An 18,914-nucleotide genomic window follows, 5' to 3' on the forward strand; every position below is an offset into this window, starting at 1 on the left:
TGGTTACTGTGGGAGATGCCCAGGCGAGTTTGCCCGTAGCATCTTTGGTCAGAAAGTACCCGCTACCCGAGGCGGCACCGACGGCGAGTGTGAGTTTACCGTCGCTGCCAAACTTGATCGTCTGCTCATCGACAGGAATCCTGAGGGCGTAGGGTACGTAGGAAAACTTCTGCCTTGGATAGACCTTGCCGCCAGCGGTGATTTCGATAAATACCGGATCATCACCACCACCGCCAAACATCAGTGCTGCTTCTTCCGAACTAAACACCAGATCGATAATAAACAGGCCATTAATGAGCTGCACAACCGGGAAGTCGATGGTCGGCCCCCGCTGGGTCCCCTCGATCCCCTCAGACCAGAACTTGGCCTCCATCGGCACCGTACCTTCAAGCGGTGCGCCATTGGGCTGCGTCAGGCGGCCGGAATAGCTCATCGTAATTGTCGTCGCCCAGGCGGTGACTGCCGAGAATGCGAGACTAAACAGAATCGCATGTACCGCAACTAGCAGGAATCTGCGTAGTGATACAGACCTTGTCAGTGATGTGGATAGTCTCGGTGTCATCAGGGTGCCTTCGGTCAAGGGTGCCGTAAGTCGCGACCCATGGAGGGCTCTAACGATGCGAATCCTCCCCCCTGTTTGAAGGTCACATCGGTGCCCTGGGGCTAAACTTGAGGTTTTTTGTTAAGGACCCGATATTGATTGATATTTTTGGGAGACTTGGGTGGGCCTTAGGTGGGGGTGTCAAAAAGTTGGTCGAGGCGGTCTCCAGCCAGACATCGGCTATTCCCGGCGAACCCGCCCTGCTGACCCTGCCAATGGCTAGTCCTTTAGGTCAAGTTTCGCCCCTGTTAACCGATACTTTACTGTGTGATACATCCATCAGCTCAGAGCCCAAACTGGAGATAGTCCCGTGCCACGTTCTACTCTCAGGATCAGTTTAGGCATGTTAATCGGCCTCCTCGTTGCTGCGAGCCTTGCTTGTAAAGGCACGGCTTCGAGCAGCAGTAAAGAGGCGTGGGAATTTAGCCACGACCCAGGACCGCTGGCTGTTGATCCATCGAATCTTGCGCACCTAGATACGAGTATCGAGGACAGCGGTGCCGTATATGATCCTGATTTACTCAAGCAGTACTATAGCCGCCGCTTTGATGAATTGCCGCTCACTGGCCACCTAGACGCAGTTCCGTGGGCATCTACCTACTGGCCATCGCTCGAGGGTGGCATTGCTGCACCGTGGAATCGGATGGACGCATCTGGCGATCAGAAAAAGGCACACACTAAGGATCTGCGGCGGCAGGCACAGACTTTTAAAATATATTCCGAGAGCGAGATTCGTCTGATGTCTCCGCGCGAATTAGCTGCTCTCTCGCCGGCTCACAAGTACGAGATCTATATCGGCGACTTTAGTTTCCCCGGTGTTACTTGGGAAAGGCAACGCACTAGTATCGCTAGCGAGGAGTGGGAGGGTCTTTGCGACGGTTGGGCCTCTGCCGCTTTGAATTTCCATGCTCCTAAGGCCGTCGTGCTGATCGGTAAGAGTGGTATCACTGTGCCTTTTGGAGCCTCCGATGTCGAGGCTCTACTAACTTACTATCAATCCAAAATTTACCGCGACAACAAGAAGACGCGCGCAAGCGCCACGTCTTGGCGCAAGGTTGCTGTCGGTGGACGCTGTCGCGAAGACCTAAATAAAACCTCCGAACAAGCAATAGCTAACGCCAGCGAATGCAAAGGTGTTAACGCAGGCTCGTTTCATATCATCCTAGGTAACCGCATTGGACTCAATAAAATGGGAGTGGTGATCGATGTGACACGAGGCAAAGAAGTGTGGAATCAGCCTGTATATAGCTACCGTTCCAAAATCCTTAAAAAACATGATCATGTTTACGCAAGTGCCGCTGCTGGCACACAAAAAATGATCGAAGTCGAAACCGAGATCCACTACACCCAGGAGAGTGACACCCATTGGCATAGTCTGGGTGCTCAAAACAAGGACTATCTCGTCAAAGCGACCTACCGCTATGCACTGGAACTCAATAAAGATAACGAGATCATCGGCGGCGAATGGCTAAGCTGGGAGAGGCCGGATTACGTCGTGCACCGCATGAAGCCGCCAGCTTTTGACGGTGCCATCGGCCATTGGGAGGCGATAGGCGAGATTTATGAAAAATCGCTACAGGTTGAGCAAGAACCGAAGAATCCCGTCGGTCATTAGCCTGGGTCGAGACCCGTAGTTTAGCCCTTCAGTCTTGCCGCCTCTAGGTTCAGTTGTGAGCGCCTTAGTGTTTCAATTGCGTGCAAAACTGTTGCTACAATATGACACAATGGAGGCAGGTCTCAAGGCAGCCGATGAGTTTAAGCCCCCAAGAAGTCTGGGGTTATTAATCTCATGGGTCTGGCACACTCCTTGTAAAGAACAGGGAGGGAGCCGCGCTTATGTTCATACGGCGGCCCACAATTGAAACTAGTCTACGAAGGAACCATCATGCATATTCAATGTTCTTGGAAGAACGGGATGCTTCTGTCAGCCACCAACGGCACGCATTCGGCGGCAATGGATGGCAAAAAGCCCTTCGGCGCCGAGACTGAACTCTCACCTAAAGAGCTAGTGGTGGCAGGACTGTGCGGCTGCACTGCTATGGATGTCATCGGCTTCATGAAAAAACACAAGCAGCAGTTTCAGTCCTTTGAAATTGACGCCAATGTGACGACGTCACAAGGTGGACACCCCTTTGTTTTCACCCAGGTTGATTTGACGTTCAAGATGAGCGGCCAAGTGGATGCGAGCATATTGCTAGAGGCGGTTAAGCTATCGCAGACCAAATATTGCGGTGTCAGCGCCATGCTTTCAAAGGCTGTGCCGATCAACTATTCAGTGATTCTCAATGGTGAAAACGTCGGCTCGGGCATGGCTCAATTTCAGAGCTAATGCCGCAATACGAACCTACGAAAGGTGAAGGTGGGTCATGTGCATCAGAGTAGAGTGTCCTAAGTGCCGGAAACCTACATATGCAGGATGCGGGATGCATATTGAGCAAGTTTTGCGCGATGTGCCGAAAGATGCTAGATGCAAATGCTCTAGTCAGTCGAAGGATACTGAAAAATCAAAAGGTAGCATCTTGCCCTAGTATGCGTCACTGACACGACAGGCAGTCAAAATGATCATTGATCACAAAACGCAAACTTTCGACCAATGTTGAGTTTTGCAGCCAAGGTATTACCAAGTCGACCTTTGCACAGCCCAGATTTTAGTACGTCTTGCGGCGTTTGGGGTGCATCGTCGGCACGATAAGGCGTTGCCGTCTGAAACCAGCCACAGTAGAGGAGGCCTTTTGGGGATGCCTTATTTAACACCTCTGCGTAACAGCTATAGTCTTTCTCGCCTGGTTTGCAGCTCCTGGCAATCAGGTACTGCAATGACTTGGCATCCGGACCACCGAAGAGATCCGCCAACGGATCGCTACCGGGTTTTCGTGATGTAGTGCTGGTGCTTGTCTCTTCGGTATACGAAATTTCGCGCAAATAAATTACGGTTTTGATGTTCTCGTATTCAGTAGCTAAAATCGGTTCTTCGAGAGCAGGGGAAGTGAAGCGAAAACCTCCTTCGGGTCGCGCTACTTTGGCAAAAGTAACCTCCTCCGTGGCAATGGCGGTTTTTTGGCGATAAACCTCGCCTGTTCCCAAATCCACGCAGCTCGGTGCGAGTCGATTGATAGCCTTAAATATCAGCTTATCACTCGCGACAGTCTCCAACTCGATTGTTGGGCCATTCGCAGAAATTTCGTGTCTGAAAATAGTTTTTACTGCCTTAACCTTAAACTTCACCTCGGCCGTGCGACCCGCAGCGTCTTTGGCATTTACGGTGATTTCGTGTTCGCCCTCACCCGGGTCGTAGACGTTTCCCGTATTAACAGAAGGATCGAAGTGCAAATAAAATTCTGTCGGTATCTTACCATCGTTCATCCAAGCTTCGTCTTCCGAATCCTTCGGGCCATCTACCTTTCCGTTGGATGATAGGTATTCAAACCGAACAGGATGCGCTGCGTTTTGCAACTTGAATGGAACTGTTAGCGATGGCAACGTGAAGTTGGAGAGAGAAGATACGTCTAAGACTTGGTCCTTGATTGGTTCAATGGCGAACGGTCCCAAACTTGCAGACGAGCTTTGCACTGACGATGGCCGATCTTTCGGTCCGCAGGCCCAAACCCCGGTGCTCACGCCTAGAGTGCAAATGAGCCCAAATAACTTTCCATTTCCGGAAGATGAAATCATTGGTTCTAACCTCTAAAGCTTTTTTTCTGGCCCCATATATCGGCATTTAGAGGGAAAAACTTTAGCTTATTGTGATAAGTACCCAGCCTGATTGGTACCAGACGACGGTGACTCTATCCATGCCTGCCATAGCTAGTTATTAAAATAGCAGGCTGTCAGCCGAGATTATTGGTCGGGTCGTTGTCTTTCTTCGAAAATGGGAATTCAGTCCCATTAACGAGCTTAAGCCCATAACTTGGATACAGGCCTGCTTTTATATCTGCTATGAATTCCGCTCTACTTAGAACTTTTGAGGTTTTGAAGTCGAAAAAATATTCGTTGGCACCGTTCTCATTCCTCTTAAGAGCAATCACCGAATGATCGCCTTCGGGTTTCGGTGGAACGTTTTCAGTAAATTTCCGGGGATCATCCAGGCTGATAATCAGTTCATTTTTCTGGAGAGCCTTTTGTACGAGTTCAGCCAGCTTGATCCTGTTTTTAGTTTGTAAGCCAAGTTTTCGTCCGACGCTATTGTTCCATAGGTCCATGTTGGCGCCACCAGCAGGCGATCCGATAGAACTGAGTTCATTTAGCCAACCGAGAATATTTGCCGTCTTCTCTCCAAATTCCTGCGTGAAGACTCCGCTGACATAAGCGTGACGAAATGCATCTACATCATTGTCTGCGAATCCTGGTGCAAATTCATTGAACGATCCATCGGGGTTTTTGGGGAGATTTCTGATATGCTTATCAAAATATTGATACCCTTCGTCTTTCGCTTCATCTCTCAAATTTGGTGGCCACCACCTCATGTGCTTGCCTCTACCTCACTGTAGACGGTCATGTATGACCAAAACACAACTAAAAAAGCTACCCACCCCATCAAACTAAATGGAAATCCAACAAGTGGTGTAGACATCAAAAGCGATGGCAAAAGCATAATGTACAGTAATTGCTTATGTCGAACTCCCCATGTGGTCGTCGTTAACCAAAGTCCGAGGACATACAGTGCAAAAACTTTTGGCACCATCGTGACTACAGTTCTGAAAGCATGGCGGTTGTAAACGTCAGAATCTGTAGAAAACAGAAACCATTTATAGGTGAGATAGATGCAAAAAAACCTTGCTACCCAAGTGTGGGCAATTTTCAAAACTCCGGACCTCAAGTAATGTTGGTCCACTCTTTTAAGGCGTAGTTTCATGGATAAGACTCAACCCGGCCCGTAATCATCCACCTCAACCGTCACATCGCCGAGTACGCGGCACTGACATGCTAGGCGCTCATCGGGTGCGGCGCGCATGGCGGTGAGAAAATCGCGCTCACCAGTGGTCGGGGGCGAGAGGTGCTCCGGATGCTCTGTGACGCGGATAACGCAAATCCCGCAGTCGGCAGCCCGGCAGTCAAATTCAATCGGCGTCGGTGCCGCTGCGGCAAGGGCCTGGAAGCCAAGCCCGCGCCGCAGCTTATGGACACGCTCGTCGCCTTGGTGGCGGATCGTCACCGCCACCTGTCTCTTGTCATCTGTCGTTACAATAACTCAAACACTCCGGCGGCACCCATACCGGTACCGATACACATGGTGACCATGCCCCACTTCTGCTTGTCACGTTTCATGCCATGCAGCAGCGTCGCCGTCAACTTAGCACCGGTAGCGCCGAGTGGGTGACCGAGCGCGATCGCCCCTCCAGTGGGGTTGATCTTGGCGGGATCAAGCCCGAGGGAGCGAATGACGGCCAGCGACTGAGCGGCAAAGGCTTCGTTGAGTTCGATACGGTCAATCTTGTCGGCCGTGATGCCAGCCTTTTTCAAGGCGCGTGGAATCGCCTCGACGGGACCGATACCCATGATGCGCGGCGGCACCCCAGCGACGGAGTAGCCAGCAAAGCGGGCGATGGGCTTGAGGTTGTGCTTCCGCACAAACTCCTCGGAACACACCAGTGCCATCGCCGCGCCGTCGGACATCTGCGAGCTGTTGCCAGCCGTGACGCTGCCGCCTTGAAGGAATGCGGGCTTCAGTTTACCAAGCGCTGCGATCGTGCTGTCCTGGCGTGGACCTTCGTCTGCAGCAACCAGGCCCTCTTCAATCTTGATCTTACCCTCAGGGCCTGGACTGCGATAGGTCACCTTGATTGGCACCGTCTCGTCCTTGAAGAGCCCCTTCTCGAGGGCCGCGACGGCCTTCATGTGCGAATCAAACGAGAACTGATCTTGATCAGCTCTGGTGACGCCGTAGTCCTTGGCGACGTTTTCCGCCGTAAGACCCATACCTAGGTAAAAATCTGGATGATGATCGTTGATGGTGCGGCTGCCTACTGGCTTAAAGCCCATCATCGGTACCATAGTCATGGACTCTGTACCACCAGCCAACACACAGTCAGCATCCCCTGCCCGCACCTGCGACGCCGCCATGGCGATCGTCTGGAGGCCCGAGGAACAGAAGCGGTTAACGGTGACACCAGGGACCGACTCCGGTAGACCGGCGAGCAGCAGCGCAAAGCGTGCCACATTCATGCCTTGGTCGCCCTCGGGCATGGCGCAGCCGATGATCACATCTTCGATCAACTTCGGATCGACACCACTATGACTGACAACAGCACGGATCACATCAGCGGCCAGATCATCAGGACGCTTGGTGCGTAAACCACCGCGGCCGGCCTTGCCGACTGGAGAACGCAGCGGGGAGACGATATATGCGGATTTCATCGAAATATTCCTCCGGTTCGCTTGGCGATGGTTTAGTTACGCAGGGGCTTACCCGAAGCCAGCATGTGCTGGATGCGGTCGGCCGTCTTTTGTTCCTGGCACAGCTCGATAAAGACGCGGCGCTCGAGATCAAGCAGGTACTGCTCATCGATGAGCGTCCCCGCATCAACCTCACCACCGCAGAGCACTGTCGCCATCTTGGTGGCAACCACTGCGTCGTAGGCCGATATCTGACGACCTTCCACCATGTTGTAGAGCGCCATGCGGAACGTCTGGATGCCTGGGTCACCAACCACTTTGATACCAACGGCCGGAGTCTTCGGTACGTAGCCATCAGCGAGCATGGTCAACGCGGCGCGTTTAGCGCGGTGGACAATGTGCTCACGCGATAGCGAAATCTGCGTCGTCTGCGGCAGTAGTCCCATCTCGACCGCCTCGAACGCGGAGGCCGAAACGCGCGCCATACCGATCAGCATGAAGGCGCGTTGCAAGAAGGCCGAGGGATCACCCTTCTCCGCGTAGCTATTCATCTCGTAAGCACGCAGTGCCAACTCTTTGGTACCGCCACCTGCTGGAATTAGACCAACGCCTGCCTCAACGAGACCAGCATAGGTCTCAGCCGCAGCAACGCGCAGCGTCGTATGTAGGGTGACCTCGCAGCCGCCACCCAGGACTAAGCCAGCCGGGCACGATACGGTTGGGAACGGCGCAAATTTCACGGCCTGCAGTGAGCCCTGGAATGCCCGGAGGAAGCTGTCGATGTCGCTCCACTTCTTGGCGTGGATGGCATCAAGAATCATCTTGATGTTGGCGCCAGCCGAGAAGTTGGGCGCGTCGTTAGCAATGACGAGGGCGCCGAAGTCGGACTTCACTTTGTTGACCGATTGCAGCATCAGCTCGGTGATGCTCTCGTCGAGGCTGTTCATTTTCGAGTGGAAGGTGAGGCAGGCGATGCCGTCGCCGATGTCGACCAGGCTGGCGCTCTTATTGGAGATGACCGTGCGCTTATCGTCTTTATTTTCCCGCGATGGGAGACGGTAAGCATAGTCGGGTTTGGGCAGAGCGACGAGTTTGGTCTGGCCACCTTGGACCTTGAGCTCGCTCAGTGGTCCACCTTGGGCGATCCACTCCTTGCTGCCTGGCACTACGTCGTAGAACTTAAGTCCCGGCTTAGCCCACGTAGGTAACTTAACCTTCTCGTCGGTGAGGCGCGCCAGTACGTCGTCGTAGCCGAGGGCTTGCCACAGAGCAAAGGGACCCATCTCCCAGCCAAAGCCCCAGCTGAGCGCATTGTCGACAGCCTGGATGTTGCCACCAGCAATGTCTTCAACGAGGAGCGCTGAGTAACTGAACGTGTCGCGCAGCGTGCGCCACACCAGCTGGGCACCCTCGTCCTTATTCTTAAGGATGATCTGAATGCGCTTAACCGTGTCACGCTCTTTGTCGGTGTCAGCCTCCCAAGGGAAGGTCTTAACCTGCTGCTCGACGTAGGTCTTGGTCTCCGGTCTGTAGGCTAAGATCACCGTGTTGCCTCTGGCGTCCTTGTCTTTTTTGTAAAAACCAACACTGTTGGTCTTTTGACCGAGGGCGCCCTTCTCAATGAGCTCCTGCATCCATTTGGGTGTTTGGAGCCACTGACGATAGGGGTCGTTAGGCGCTTTTTCATAGGTATTGCGTGCCACGGCGGCGAACGTATCAAGACCAACAACGTCAGCAGTGCGCAGGGTCGCCGATTTAGCGCGACCGATCAGCGGACCGGTCAGGTTGTCGACCGTCTCGATATTGATCTTGAGCTCATCCATGTGATGCAGGACGGCTTGGCTGGCAAAGACGCCGATACGGTTAGCGATGAAGTTGACCGTATCGTTGGCGTGCACAATGCCCTTACCAAGACGCTCGACGATCCAGGTCTCGAGATCGGCTTGGAGCTTAGCATTGGTGCGGGGATGGGGAATGGTCTCAAGGAGGCGCATATAGCGCGGCGGATTGAAGAAGTGCGTACCGAAAAAGCGCGCCTGGTACTCTTCTGACTGCTCCTTGGCAATCTCGTCCAGACTAATGCCCGAGGTGTTTGTCGTGATCGGTACATGCGGCCTAGCATACTCGGCGATGCGTTTATGGATGCTGCGCTTGATATCGAGGCGTTCGACCACTGCCTCGAGAATCCAGTCGCAGTCAGCAAGGACAGCCATGTCATCGTCAAAGTTACCCGGCACCACACTGGCAAGGACGCCGCTAGAGTAGAGCGGCGACGGTTTCAGCTGCTTTAAATTCTCGATCGCGAGGATGGCCCTCTGGGAGCGGAAGTGCTTGCCCACCAGCTTTGCCAGATTTTTGTCCTGAGGCGGTTCGTTGCTAGCTAGGTCGAGGAGGTGTACCTTGACGCCAGCCGCTGCTAAATGGGCCGCAATCTGCGCACCCATCACGCCTGCACCCAATACTGCCGCCCGTCTGATCTTCAAACTCATCATCAGCTCCTAGGGTCCTTCGGGTTCAATGGGGAAAATGCTTAGCGATCCTCTCACATATTGCCTCAGCCGTGAAGCCATACTCTTTAGCTAGCACCTCAGCCGGAGCGCTCTCTCCGTAGTGATCGACGCCTATATTCAAGCCTTGTAGTCCGGTAAACCGCTCCCAGCCTAGGGTAGCTCCAGCTTCGATCGAGACCCGGCGGGTGAGGGTGCGTGGCAGTACCGATTCCTGATAAGTTTTGGTCTGCTCAGCAAAGAGCTCCCAGCAGGGCATCGATACCACACGCGTACGGTAGTCCTTAAGTTGCGCTGCCGCCGCGAGGGCCAGGCCAACTTCACTACCCGTGGCCAGGATCAGAAGATCAGCGTCGGGTGTATCATGGACGATGTAGGCACCGCGTGCCGCATGGGCCAGCTTCTCTTTAGGCAATTTAAGATACGGCACCTTCTGCCGCGTCAGGCACAGGGCACTTGGTAACTCTAGCTCCAACGCCCTGCGCATCAGGACTTCGGTCTCTTGCGGATCGGCCGGACGCATGACGTAGAGTTTCGGAATAAGGCGCAATGCCATCACTTGCTCGACTGGTTGGTGCGTAGGGCCGTCCTCACCGAGGTAAAAAGAGTCGTGCGTGAACTCGTGGATCACCCGCACGCGCTGGATGGCGCCGAGGCGCAAGGCAGCCCGTGAATAGTCAGCAAAGCTTAGGAATGTCGCATCGAAGGGGATGAGGCCACCGTGGAGTGCGATGCCGTTACAGAGTGCCGACATCGGGAACTCACGCACGCCGAAGTTGAGGTTGCGACCGCCGTGATGCTCAGCGTCAAAGTCACCCACGCCTTTGGCAAAGGCCCCGGTCATGTTGGACGGCTCCAGATCGGCACTACCACCAAATAGCTGCGGCAACTCGCTTGCCCAGTGCTTGATGATGTCGCCAAAGGCATTACGCGTCGGGATATCTTTGTCCAGCGTCCAAGGCACGGGCGAAAGTTTGGCCGACTCGACAGGCTGATAGTGCTGGACCCAGCGCGCCCGGAATTCGGGCGAAGTCTCCAGGAGGTGCTCTTGCCGCGCGTGCCAAGCTTTAGCCGTGGCTCTCAGCATTGCAAAATTGCGCTGAAAGTGGGAGCGAAGCGTCGACGGTGCGTAAAAACTCTCGCCATCGGGGATCCCTAGGTTGGCCTTAGTCGCTTGGCGCTCAGCTTCAGGCAGGGGAGATCCATGGGTCTTGGCCGTGCCCTCGAGGGTGGCACAGCCCTTGCCCATCACCGTGTCGGCGATAATGATGGTAGGGCGGTCCGAGGTCTTGCGCGCGGTTTCGTAAGCGCGCCGAATCGCAGCGTGGTTGTGGCCGTCGATGCTGAGCACCTGCCAGCCAAAGCCGCTGAACACTTTAACATAGTCATCCGAAATGCATTTATTCGTTGGTCCGGAGAGCTGTATGTGATTTTTATCGTAGATCCAGACAAGATTACCCAATTTAAGATGGCCAGCGAGCGAGGCCGAGCCGAGAGCCACGCCTTCCTGAAGATCGCCGTCACTGCAGAGCACCCAGGTGCGGTAGTTGTAGAGCTCTTTGTCGAGCACGCTGCCCAGGTGGCGCGCCGCGATCGCGAAGCCGAGCGACATGGCACAGCCTTGGCCCAGAGGGCCAGTCGTGCATTCGACGCCGGGTGTTTGAAAGTTTTCCGGGTGGCCCGGTGTGCGCGAATGATGCTGGCGGAACGATTTCAGATCGTCGATCCCCAACCATCCGATGCCGTAAAGCATGGCATACTGCAGCATCGACATATGTCCAGCACTCAGGATGAAACGGTCACGTCCCAGCCATTTCGGATTGTCAGGATCAAATTGCAAGAACTCGGAGTATAGCAAGTAAGCTAGGTCCATGCTCGACATCGGGCCGCCCGGGTGGCCGCTATTGGCATGGTGGACGCCGTCTATAACTAGGCCCTTGAACAAATTGACGAGCTGCTGATCTTGCATGGATCCTCGCTAGAATGACCGACTGCTGGCCACAGCCGGAAAGTTAAAGCCCTGGGTAACTGCGCGCAGTATAGCAGTTCAGTGCTTAAGGCCTAGCGGATCTTGCATCAGCCGACGTCAAAATTTGCAAATAAGGGCCGCTATCTCACACCATCATGGCTGGTATGCGGGCAGACTCTTGCGCTTGGCGCCAGTCTTCATCCATTGCCAAAGGGCTTGCATCTCGGACAGGGTCACGTCGTCCTGGGTGGGCATCATCAGGCCCTTCTTCTTGGCAAGTACCTTAGGATACTTCACGTGGTTTAGGAGATGCTCTGGTGACCTTTTTTCGTAGATCGCCAGTGGAGTGGCGTAATCCCAACCGTAGCGAGCACCGACATTTCTGATGCCATGGCAGAATTGGCAGCGGGCTTTAAAAACCTTCTCGCCACTCCCTTTGCCAAACTCAAACTGGCGGTAGTAGGCCGCTGCATTGACAAACTCGATGCCAGCCAAGGAATCAACGTGACGCCAGGGGCTAAAAATGCCGCTCTTGCCAGCAGGCACCGCCGGGTGCCACTCTTTGGATACGACGATTTTGTTCCACGTAAAAGTCAGGGGGCGTGGGTCATCCGACAGGCCGTACACTTCGTCCTTGCCGATGCTCGGGAAACTCGTGACGCACTCAGTTTTTGTCTCGCAGATCTCAAGAGCTAAAAATGGGTCCAGGCGACTGAGGACACCAGGTTCAAGCATTAGCGGGATGGCCATGCCATTATCGAAGTGTAGGATCGCCATATCATCCTGGTCGCTGGGCTTATAGCTACTAAGAATTTGGCTGAGGGGAATACCCTTATAGGTCACGTCACGTTCATACTGGGCGTCGCGCATGGTGCGTTTTTGGAGCTTAAAATGAGACAGGTCCAGTGTCTTCAGATTGTTTTTCTCGGGATTCTCAATGTCAGTAAAATTACCGGGCTTCCGACTCCACAAGGCGAGGCTATTAACTGCACCGGCCTGACCGTAGGCACTCAAAGGTGCAGCCAGTAAAAATGCACTGGTTAGCTTACGCAGTATCATAGGTAACCCTCCTCGACTGACCGAAGATTAAAAGAGATCCTTGGATACCGGCAGGTCGCTGGCGCGAGGAAACTCCTCCAAGCCCAAATTAACGTGCATGAACCCGCGGCCGCGGCGATAGATCTTCAGGCGGATGTGATCAGAGGGGCTGCGTGTGCTCATCATGCGCTGCAGTTGGTTCATGTCCAGGACCTTCTCGTTGTCGATAGCCATGACGAGATCGCCGATTTTGAGACCCGCATTGTAGCCGGGGCCCTCAACGATCAGATTAGTGATGATCACCCCGTAAACACCGCCCAGCGTGTCACCGGACTCTACCTCGTCGGTGGAGAGTATGTTTTTCCCGACGATACCGATGTAGGGTCTTTTGACCTTGCCGAATTTCAGTAGGTCGCGGACGACAGCGCGGGCGATATTGATGGGGATGGCGAAGCCTATGTTCGGGCCTTCTGCCGCCACGGCCGTGTTGATGCCGATGACCCGTCCCCGGATATCGATCAAGGGCCCACCCGAGTTGCCTGGATGGATGGCTGCGTCGGTCTGCAGGAAGTCGTCGTAAGGTCCAGCGCCGATGACGCGCCCCTTAGCCGAGATGATGCCACTCGTGACTGTGTGCGCGTAGCCGAAAGGGTTACCGATGGCCAGGACGACATCGCCAACGCGCAAGAGATCACTATCACCTGGATCGAGCCAATTGACGCCGGGTGGCAGTTGCGTGCGCAGCAGAGCCAAATCCGTCTTTGGGTCGATGCCTACAATCGTTGCATTGACCTTGCGTTTAGTCTTGGCAAACAAAACTTCGATGACGCTGGCGTTCTCGACCACATGATGATTGGTCAAGATGTGGCCTTGGTTATCGATCACCACGCCGGAACCGACGGAGTGGGTCTGCGCCGACCTTGGTAGTGTGCCGTTAAGGAAAAACTGATAAAGATCCAGTGCTGGATCCTTGTTGCCCGAGTAAATCGTGGTGCGGATGTTGACGACGCCTGGAATAGCGCGTTCGGCGACATCGGCAAATGATTCGTACACTCGGGCCTCGGCTGTTGAGGCGAGTAGCATTAAGGTGAAGGTGAGGAAAAATGGTCTCATCCCATCAGTTTATCATGGGTTGCGGCCATGATAGGATAGGGTAAATTCTGCATCGGAGTCGTGATGGCGATCTCTATTAGGTCTTTTGCTAAATTTGCTGCATGGGGCTTTGCGGCTTCGGTAGTTAGTGCGATAGCTGGACTCCTCGGTGTCCTATCCGTGGTCTACGGCCTGGTTTATTTTGGCGACGACTCGAGCCTTAAAAAGGCAACGATTCTTGCCCGCATTAACGAAGAGACCAACATTTATATGTTGGACGAGAAGACGCCGATTGGCTCCATCTTTAGTGACGCCCATCGGCGCTATGTCCCGATCGAAGAAGTGCCGGCGACTATGATCAATGCACTGATCGCTGCCGAGGACAAAAACTTTTATCACCACCACGGGATCGATCCGGCGGCCATCGCGTCAGCGGCGATTGGTGTGCTCAAGGGCGGACGTATGCGTGGTGCATCAACACTCACGCAGCAGACAGCGCGTAACATCCTGGGCTGGTGGGATGTCACATTGAGCCGTAAGGTCAAAGAGGCTATAGCCGCACTTCAGTTGGAGCGCCTTTATTCCAAGCGTCAAATACTGGAATTCTACCTCAATCAGTTTCACGTCTCGGGCAATGGACGTGGCATTGGTATTGCTGCCAAATATTACTTCAATAAAGACGTAAAAGACCTGGACCTCATCGAATCAGCGTTTATCGCTGGTTCTGTAAAGGGGCCCAGCCAGTACGATCCATTTATCAAGTACACGCGGGAGCGGCGCGAGCGGGCGATCAAGCGCGCCTTTAACCGTAAGAACTACGTACTGAGGCGCATGTATGAGCAGGGCTGGATCAGTGAAGAGGACTTTAAAAAAGCTTGGGACGAGCCTGTCAAATTTAACCGGGGTAGCTTCCGTACGGACGAAGTGGCCCTGGTCGACCTGATCAGTCAGCAGCTGCAGCGCAAGGAGATCCTCGAGGCTCTTGGTATGGAAGATGCCCGTGAGCTAAACGCCGCAGGACTTAAAATATTTAGCACCATCGACGGGGAACTCCAGCAGGCGGGGCAGCTTGCTGTGCGCCGTAACTTGTCGCGTCTAGAATCCATACTTAAGGGTTTTAAGCAGGAGCGTCCCGATTACTACCGCAAGCTGCGCAGCTTGACGATCAATGACTTCTACTTTGGCGAGGTTGCAGCTATCGCCGGGACGCCTAAAGAACCCGAGCTGAAAATCACCTTTGGTCTGCCAAGCTGCACCGTCCCCTACGAATCCCTTAAGCGCTATGCCTCACAAGTAGCATTGCCCTACTACCAAAAACCTGAGGTCGTAGCAGCCGACATCGTCAAGAAGATTAAGGTTGGCGATGTCCTCTATATGGAGGTCCGCGAATACAACGTGGAGACTCATGAGGGCGTGTGCGAGCTCATGAAAAGGCCGCGCGTCAACGGCGGACTCATCGCGCTCGATAAAGGTGAAGTCAGGGCTGTGGTTTCCGGTTTTGACACCCACGGCTTTAACCGGTCTATGCAAGCTAAAAGGCAACCCGGATCGGTCTTCAAACCGGTGGTGTATTTTGCTGCCTTGCAGCTAGGTTGGTCGATCTTAGATAGGCTTGATAACGAGCGTCAGATTTTCCCGTTCCAGAGTCGGTTTTACTATCCGCGGCCAGACCATGACAGTCCCTATAAAGAAGTGTCGATGCTTTGGGCAGGGATCATGTCCGAGAACTGTGCATCGGTGTCCCTCACGAGTAAGTTGGCCGACAAGCTCAATTTCGATCAGTTCAAATCACTCATGGGAGTGATGGATCTCCTGCCTCACCCAGGTGAGGCGCCGCGTGATTTCCATTTCCGCGTTGCGCGGGCCATGGGGGTTCAGCTTGATAATGATGGCGTGCGCGAGTTTCAGCTGACCAACGCGATCAATGATCTGATGCTCGACGTGCAATACACATCAAGTTTTGAATTTCAGCAACGCCTCAAGAAGATGTGGTGGGGCCGGGGCTATGCTAGCGAATTGCAAAATATCTTACTCGCCAAAGATGACCTGTCACCGACGCAAAAATCCGTCAAACTTCGTCTCGCCAGCAACAATTTCCTGAGACATCAACTTCTCGATCAACAGATGGTGGCCGACTGGAAGTTGATCGAACAGGCCGTGCAGGCCAAGGGGGGAGAGGCCGCCGCGGTTGATCCGCAGGTGAAGCCTCTACTAGATCATTTCCGCGTCTTGCCAGGGCTTAGTAAACCGGCGCTTGGTTACGTCATGACTTTGCCCGGCGAGGCGCCCCAGCGCGATTACAAGAATAAGGCCGAAATCGAGCGCCTTATGATGCCTGCAGGGCGCCCCATGACGCCGATGGATGTGCAGGCGATCTGGGGCGGCAGTGCACTATTTGGCTCGGCTGATATCACGTTAAATGACGTCCTGATCGATGGCTGGATGCCGCACGGCAACGAGCAATTACTGGACGGCTACGTCAATAAACACTACGAGCAAGTGATGGCTCGCCAAGAGGACTACGACCTCTTCCGCTATTATAACCATCACGATTTTAAAATCGCCGTTGGCCTCAACTACCTCGTATCTCTTGCTAAAGCTATGGGTGTCACAAGTAGTATCGAGCCGGTACTGTCGTTCCCCCTGGGGACTAATGTCGTGACTTTGGCCGAGGTCGCCAAGATCTACCAAACATTCGTCAGCGGCAAGACGTACAGGTATTACAAGGAAGGTCCCCCTAACCAAGTCAACTTGATTCGCCGTATTGAAGACCGCTTTGGCAACACGTTGTTCGAGCCCAAGCGTAGTGAGTATCAGTTGGTGCTCCCTGAGTTTGGCCTACAGATGCGTGAGATCTTAAAACGGGTAGTGACACACGGCACCGGGCGTCGCGCCAGGTCAGAGCTCTACTTGACCTTGGGTGGCGAGGGTAATGTGTTGCAAGCCAAGGAGAACCGAGGCAACAAAGTCCTGCCCGGTGAGAAGCGCATTCGGATCCCGTCCTTTGGTAAGACCGGAACGACTAACGACTACAATAATGCCAATTTCGCAGGATTTATCCCTTATCCAGTCGAAAAAGGGGCGCCACTAGATCCTGAAAACAGCTATGTGTTGGCTGCCTATACGGGATACGACCGGAATATGCAGATGCGCGCTGGTGGTCTCAACATCACGGGAGCCCTCGGAGCGCTCCCGGCGTGGATTGGTTTGGCTAAAGAAATTATTGATAAAAAGAAATACGGCGAGATGCTTGATGTCCTCGACCTAACGATGTTGGCCAAACAGGAATGGCCGCTGAAAACCGAAGACAGGGCGACACCGCTCGCCATTGATATGCCGCGCGGTGTCATCGTTGGCGGTACGGCCGATCAGGAGGCCATCGGTACGTCTGATAGTTCGCGCGAGGGTGAGTCGGCCAGTGCTGCCAGTGACGAATTCCGTGCCAGTGTGGTGGAAACCGTCGTTAGTATGCCTCTTAGCGGCGGCGCCCCACTGCGGATGTTTAGTCCCTACAAGGCCCAAGATCAAAGCACTCTGCCAGGCGTTGGTAGCGGTGTAGCGGCTCCGGCCACCACGCCTGAGAGCGACGAGAACGTGAATGTCGACGAAGTGCGCTACTACGATGATGACGGAAAGCGTGGCGACCAGCAGAGTGCAAAAGCAACCAATGGTGGTGGCAAAGCTGAACCCCAAAGTGGGGCCGCCGTGGCGCCTCGTCCTGCATCCACTTCGACCTCTGCGCCAGCAAGCGGACAAGCTATTACAGCGGGCACGCAGGCAGAAGTAACTGCCGATGCAGTCATCAATGACTTAGATAGTGGATCCGATGCGCCGCAGGTAGACGTTAAGGCGGGTATGGATGACCTCTTACCCCAAGATGGGGCCGACCCTAGACAACTCGAAGACGAGGTTTGGTAGCACTTGGCCAAATATAGGCTACTTCAGCGCTTGCAAAGGATTCATGGCGGCACTCTGGCGGCCGCTGGTATGGCTGTTTGTGTCGGGACTCTAGCGACGTCTCTTGTTTGGGCTGGGCTCATCCATCTTGAGGAACGCCGCGCAGTCGCCTTGCTCGCCCAGAGTCCGCTAGGACAGGTGGAGGCTTTGGCTCAGGTGGGTCGTTTTGCCGTGCCTAAGACGCGCAACACGGCCACTTTTGAGGGTGGCAACATAGGGGCAGTGGTTAAGCATTCACCTCACTCCTATACCGTGCAAATGCGTAGCGATAATGATGATGCGCTGCCGCATTCTTGGCGCCAGTGGTATTACTTTAGTTTAGATGATTTGCCGACAGATCAGCCCGTGACTCTGACGATCGAGGGTCTAGGAATTCCACACTATTTCTTGCCGTTCTATTCCCTGGATAATATTGATTGGATTCAGTTTGCCGCATCCTCTGTCAAGCAACTGAGTCCGCAAAGTATCCAAATAACGCAGCAGTTCAAGCAGTCGAAGATTTGGTTTGCGCGTTATATTCCTTACACATATTCCCGGTTAGTCCACTATCTTGATGCGATCAAAGATAAGCCTGATGTCAAAATCAGCTATATCGGTCGTACGCCAGGCGGTAGTCGTATTCCCATGGTCACGATTACGGAGCAGCAAGGCATCAATGCTAAGGAGCGCGTGATTATCCACGCCCGCACCCACCCAGGAGAGGTCGGGAGTTCTCTGGTTCTTGAAGGGTTGATCAATTTTCTATTAAGCGACGGAGAATCAGCACGCTCGCTACGCAATAGAGTGATATTTTCCATCATACCTATGGTTAATATTGATGGCGTGATTGCTGGCAATAATCGCACCAATACGGCGGGAATAAATCTCGAAGGGCAGTGGATACCGTCACCGCATTCCAGCCTCAAACTGGACAGTCAGAAGACACCAGTGGAGATAAAGCTGCTGAATAAAGCTTTTCGTGACATGCTGGCCAGTGGAGTTCCAGTGACTATTGCCCTTAATTTACACACGTCAGCCGGTCAACCGAGTGACAATATCTTTGCCTTTCCGCACTTTGGTCCGATGGCCAAGGGGTACGCGGCACGCGAGGCTCAGCTTTATGATAAACAAATTAAATTTATAAATATTCTTGCCGCTTCCTACGGTCAGGACCGCGTGATGGCGCCACCGGTGGACGGAGGCAACTACTTTCTAGCGCGCCGCTTACCGGAGACATGGTGGTGGCTCAATTTTAAAGATCGCGTTATGGCTTTGACGCTTGAGTCTACATATGGTTTAGCTGGTAAGACGGGTCGATGGGTTAAGCCCCGTGACCTTCGCGCCTTAGGCGAGTCGTTAGCTGAGGCTATAGGTGGATACCACGAGTCCGCGCTAGCGTTAGGCAGATCTAGGCGCCCGATGGTTGTCCAGTAACGTT

13 protein-coding genes are annotated in these 18,914 nt (G+C 53.9%); 4 read left to right on the top strand and 9 right to left on the bottom strand.

The annotated features are described in order from the left end of the window. Window positions 1-562: hypothetical protein (locus tag FJ146_13355; protein ID MBM4252953.1), on the bottom strand; the 562-nt coding region annotated here is incomplete at its 3' end. 349 nt (window positions 563-911) lie between these two features. On the opposite strand from FJ146_13355, the gene FJ146_13360 reads away from it, so the two are divergent. After that, a complete protein-coding gene (locus tag FJ146_13360) occupies window positions 912-2,216 on the top strand; it encodes a hypothetical protein (GenBank protein ID MBM4252954.1) in 1,305 nt (434 codons plus the stop codon). 270 nt (window positions 2,217-2,486) lie between these two features. Next, complete coding sequence (locus tag FJ146_13365) at window positions 2,487-2,930, top strand: OsmC family protein (protein MBM4252955.1); 444 nt, start codon at window positions 2,487-2,489, stop codon at window positions 2,928-2,930. 233 nt (window positions 2,931-3,163) lie between these two features. On the opposite strand, the gene FJ146_13370 is transcribed toward FJ146_13365, so the two are convergent. The 8 genes from FJ146_13370 to FJ146_13405 form a co-directional block, all read right to left on the bottom strand. After that, window positions 3,164-4,273 carry a hypothetical protein gene (locus FJ146_13370; GenBank protein MBM4252956.1) on the bottom strand — a complete coding sequence of 370 codons (1,110 nt, stop codon included), beginning with the start codon at window positions 4,271-4,273 and terminating at the stop codon, window positions 3,164-3,166. A 155-nt stretch (window positions 4,274-4,428) separates the two neighbouring features. Further along, window positions 4,429-5,043: a hypothetical protein gene (locus FJ146_13375; GenBank protein MBM4252957.1), complete on the bottom strand. Its 615-nt coding sequence runs from the start codon at window positions 5,041-5,043 to the stop codon at window positions 4,429-4,431. Window positions 5,044-5,462: 419 nt separating this feature from the next. Beyond that, on the bottom strand, window positions 5,463-5,786 hold the full coding sequence (locus tag FJ146_13380) for a (2Fe-2S)-binding protein (protein ID MBM4252958.1): 324 nt from the start codon (window positions 5,784-5,786) through the stop codon (window positions 5,463-5,465). Beyond that, window positions 5,780-6,955: an acetyl-CoA C-acyltransferase gene (locus FJ146_13385; GenBank protein MBM4252959.1), complete on the bottom strand. Its 1,176-nt coding sequence runs from the start codon at window positions 6,953-6,955 to the stop codon at window positions 5,780-5,782. The genes FJ146_13380 and FJ146_13385 overlap by 7 nt, the downstream gene beginning before the upstream one ends. A gap of 32 nt (window positions 6,956-6,987) precedes the next feature. Then, entirely contained in the window at window positions 6,988-9,426 is a 2,439-nt protein-coding gene (locus FJ146_13390; protein MBM4252960.1) for a 3-hydroxyacyl-CoA dehydrogenase/enoyl-CoA hydratase family protein, read from the bottom strand. A 22-nt stretch (window positions 9,427-9,448) separates the two neighbouring features. Further along, window positions 9,449-11,410: a transketolase gene (locus FJ146_13395; protein MBM4252961.1), complete on the bottom strand. Its 1,962-nt coding sequence runs from the start codon at window positions 11,408-11,410 to the stop codon at window positions 9,449-9,451. A gap of 153 nt (window positions 11,411-11,563) precedes the next feature. After that, complete coding sequence (locus FJ146_13400; GenBank protein ID MBM4252962.1) at window positions 11,564-12,469, bottom strand: cytochrome c; 906 nt, start codon at window positions 12,467-12,469, stop codon at window positions 11,564-11,566. A 27-nt stretch (window positions 12,470-12,496) separates the two neighbouring features. Next, entirely contained in the window at window positions 12,497-13,561 is a 1,065-nt protein-coding gene (locus FJ146_13405) for a trypsin-like serine protease (protein ID MBM4252963.1), read from the bottom strand. A 63-nt stretch (window positions 13,562-13,624) separates the two neighbouring features. On the opposite strand from FJ146_13405, the gene FJ146_13410 reads away from it, so the two are divergent. After that, window positions 13,625-17,458, top strand: a complete 3,834-nt coding sequence (locus FJ146_13410) for a hypothetical protein (GenBank protein ID MBM4252964.1) — start codon at window positions 13,625-13,627, stop codon at window positions 17,456-17,458. A gap of 3 nt (window positions 17,459-17,461) precedes the next feature. Then, window positions 17,462-18,910 (top strand): carboxypeptidase family protein, encoded by a 1,449-nt coding sequence (locus FJ146_13415; protein MBM4252965.1) that lies wholly within the window; start codon window positions 17,462-17,464, stop codon window positions 18,908-18,910. The last annotated feature ends 4 nt before the right edge of the window (window positions 18,911-18,914 follow it).

This window comes from Deltaproteobacteria bacterium, from assembly GCA_016874735.1.
Classification (GTDB): Bacteria; Bdellovibrionota_B; Oligoflexia; order Oligoflexales; family CAIYRB01; genus CAIYRB01.

Excerpts from the sequence above, each read along its gene's own strand:
- FJ146_13365 (MBM4252955.1), top strand. The coding sequence starts at position 2,487 with ATGCATATTCAATGTTCTTGGAAGAACGGGATGCTTCTGTCAGCCACC.
- FJ146_13370 (MBM4252956.1), bottom strand. The coding sequence starts at position 4,273 with ATGATTTCATCTTCCGGAAATGGAAAGTTATTTGGGCTCATTTGCACT.
- FJ146_13385 (MBM4252959.1), bottom strand. The coding sequence starts at position 6,955 with ATGAAATCCGCATATATCGTCTCCCCGCTGCGTTCTCCAGTCGGCAAG.
- FJ146_13390 (MBM4252960.1), bottom strand. The coding sequence starts at position 9,426 with ATGATGAGTTTGAAGATCAGACGGGCGGCAGTATTGGGTGCAGGCGTG.
- FJ146_13395 (MBM4252961.1), bottom strand. The coding sequence starts at position 11,410 with ATGCAAGATCAGCAGCTCGTCAATTTGTTCAAGGGCCTAGTTATAGAC.
- FJ146_13400 (MBM4252962.1), bottom strand. The coding sequence starts at position 12,469 with ATGATACTGCGTAAGCTAACCAGTGCATTTTTACTGGCTGCACCTTTG.
- FJ146_13405 (MBM4252963.1), bottom strand. The coding sequence starts at position 13,561 with ATGAGACCATTTTTCCTCACCTTCACCTTAATGCTACTCGCCTCAACA.
- FJ146_13410 (MBM4252964.1), top strand. The coding sequence starts at position 13,625 with ATGGCGATCTCTATTAGGTCTTTTGCTAAATTTGCTGCATGGGGCTTT.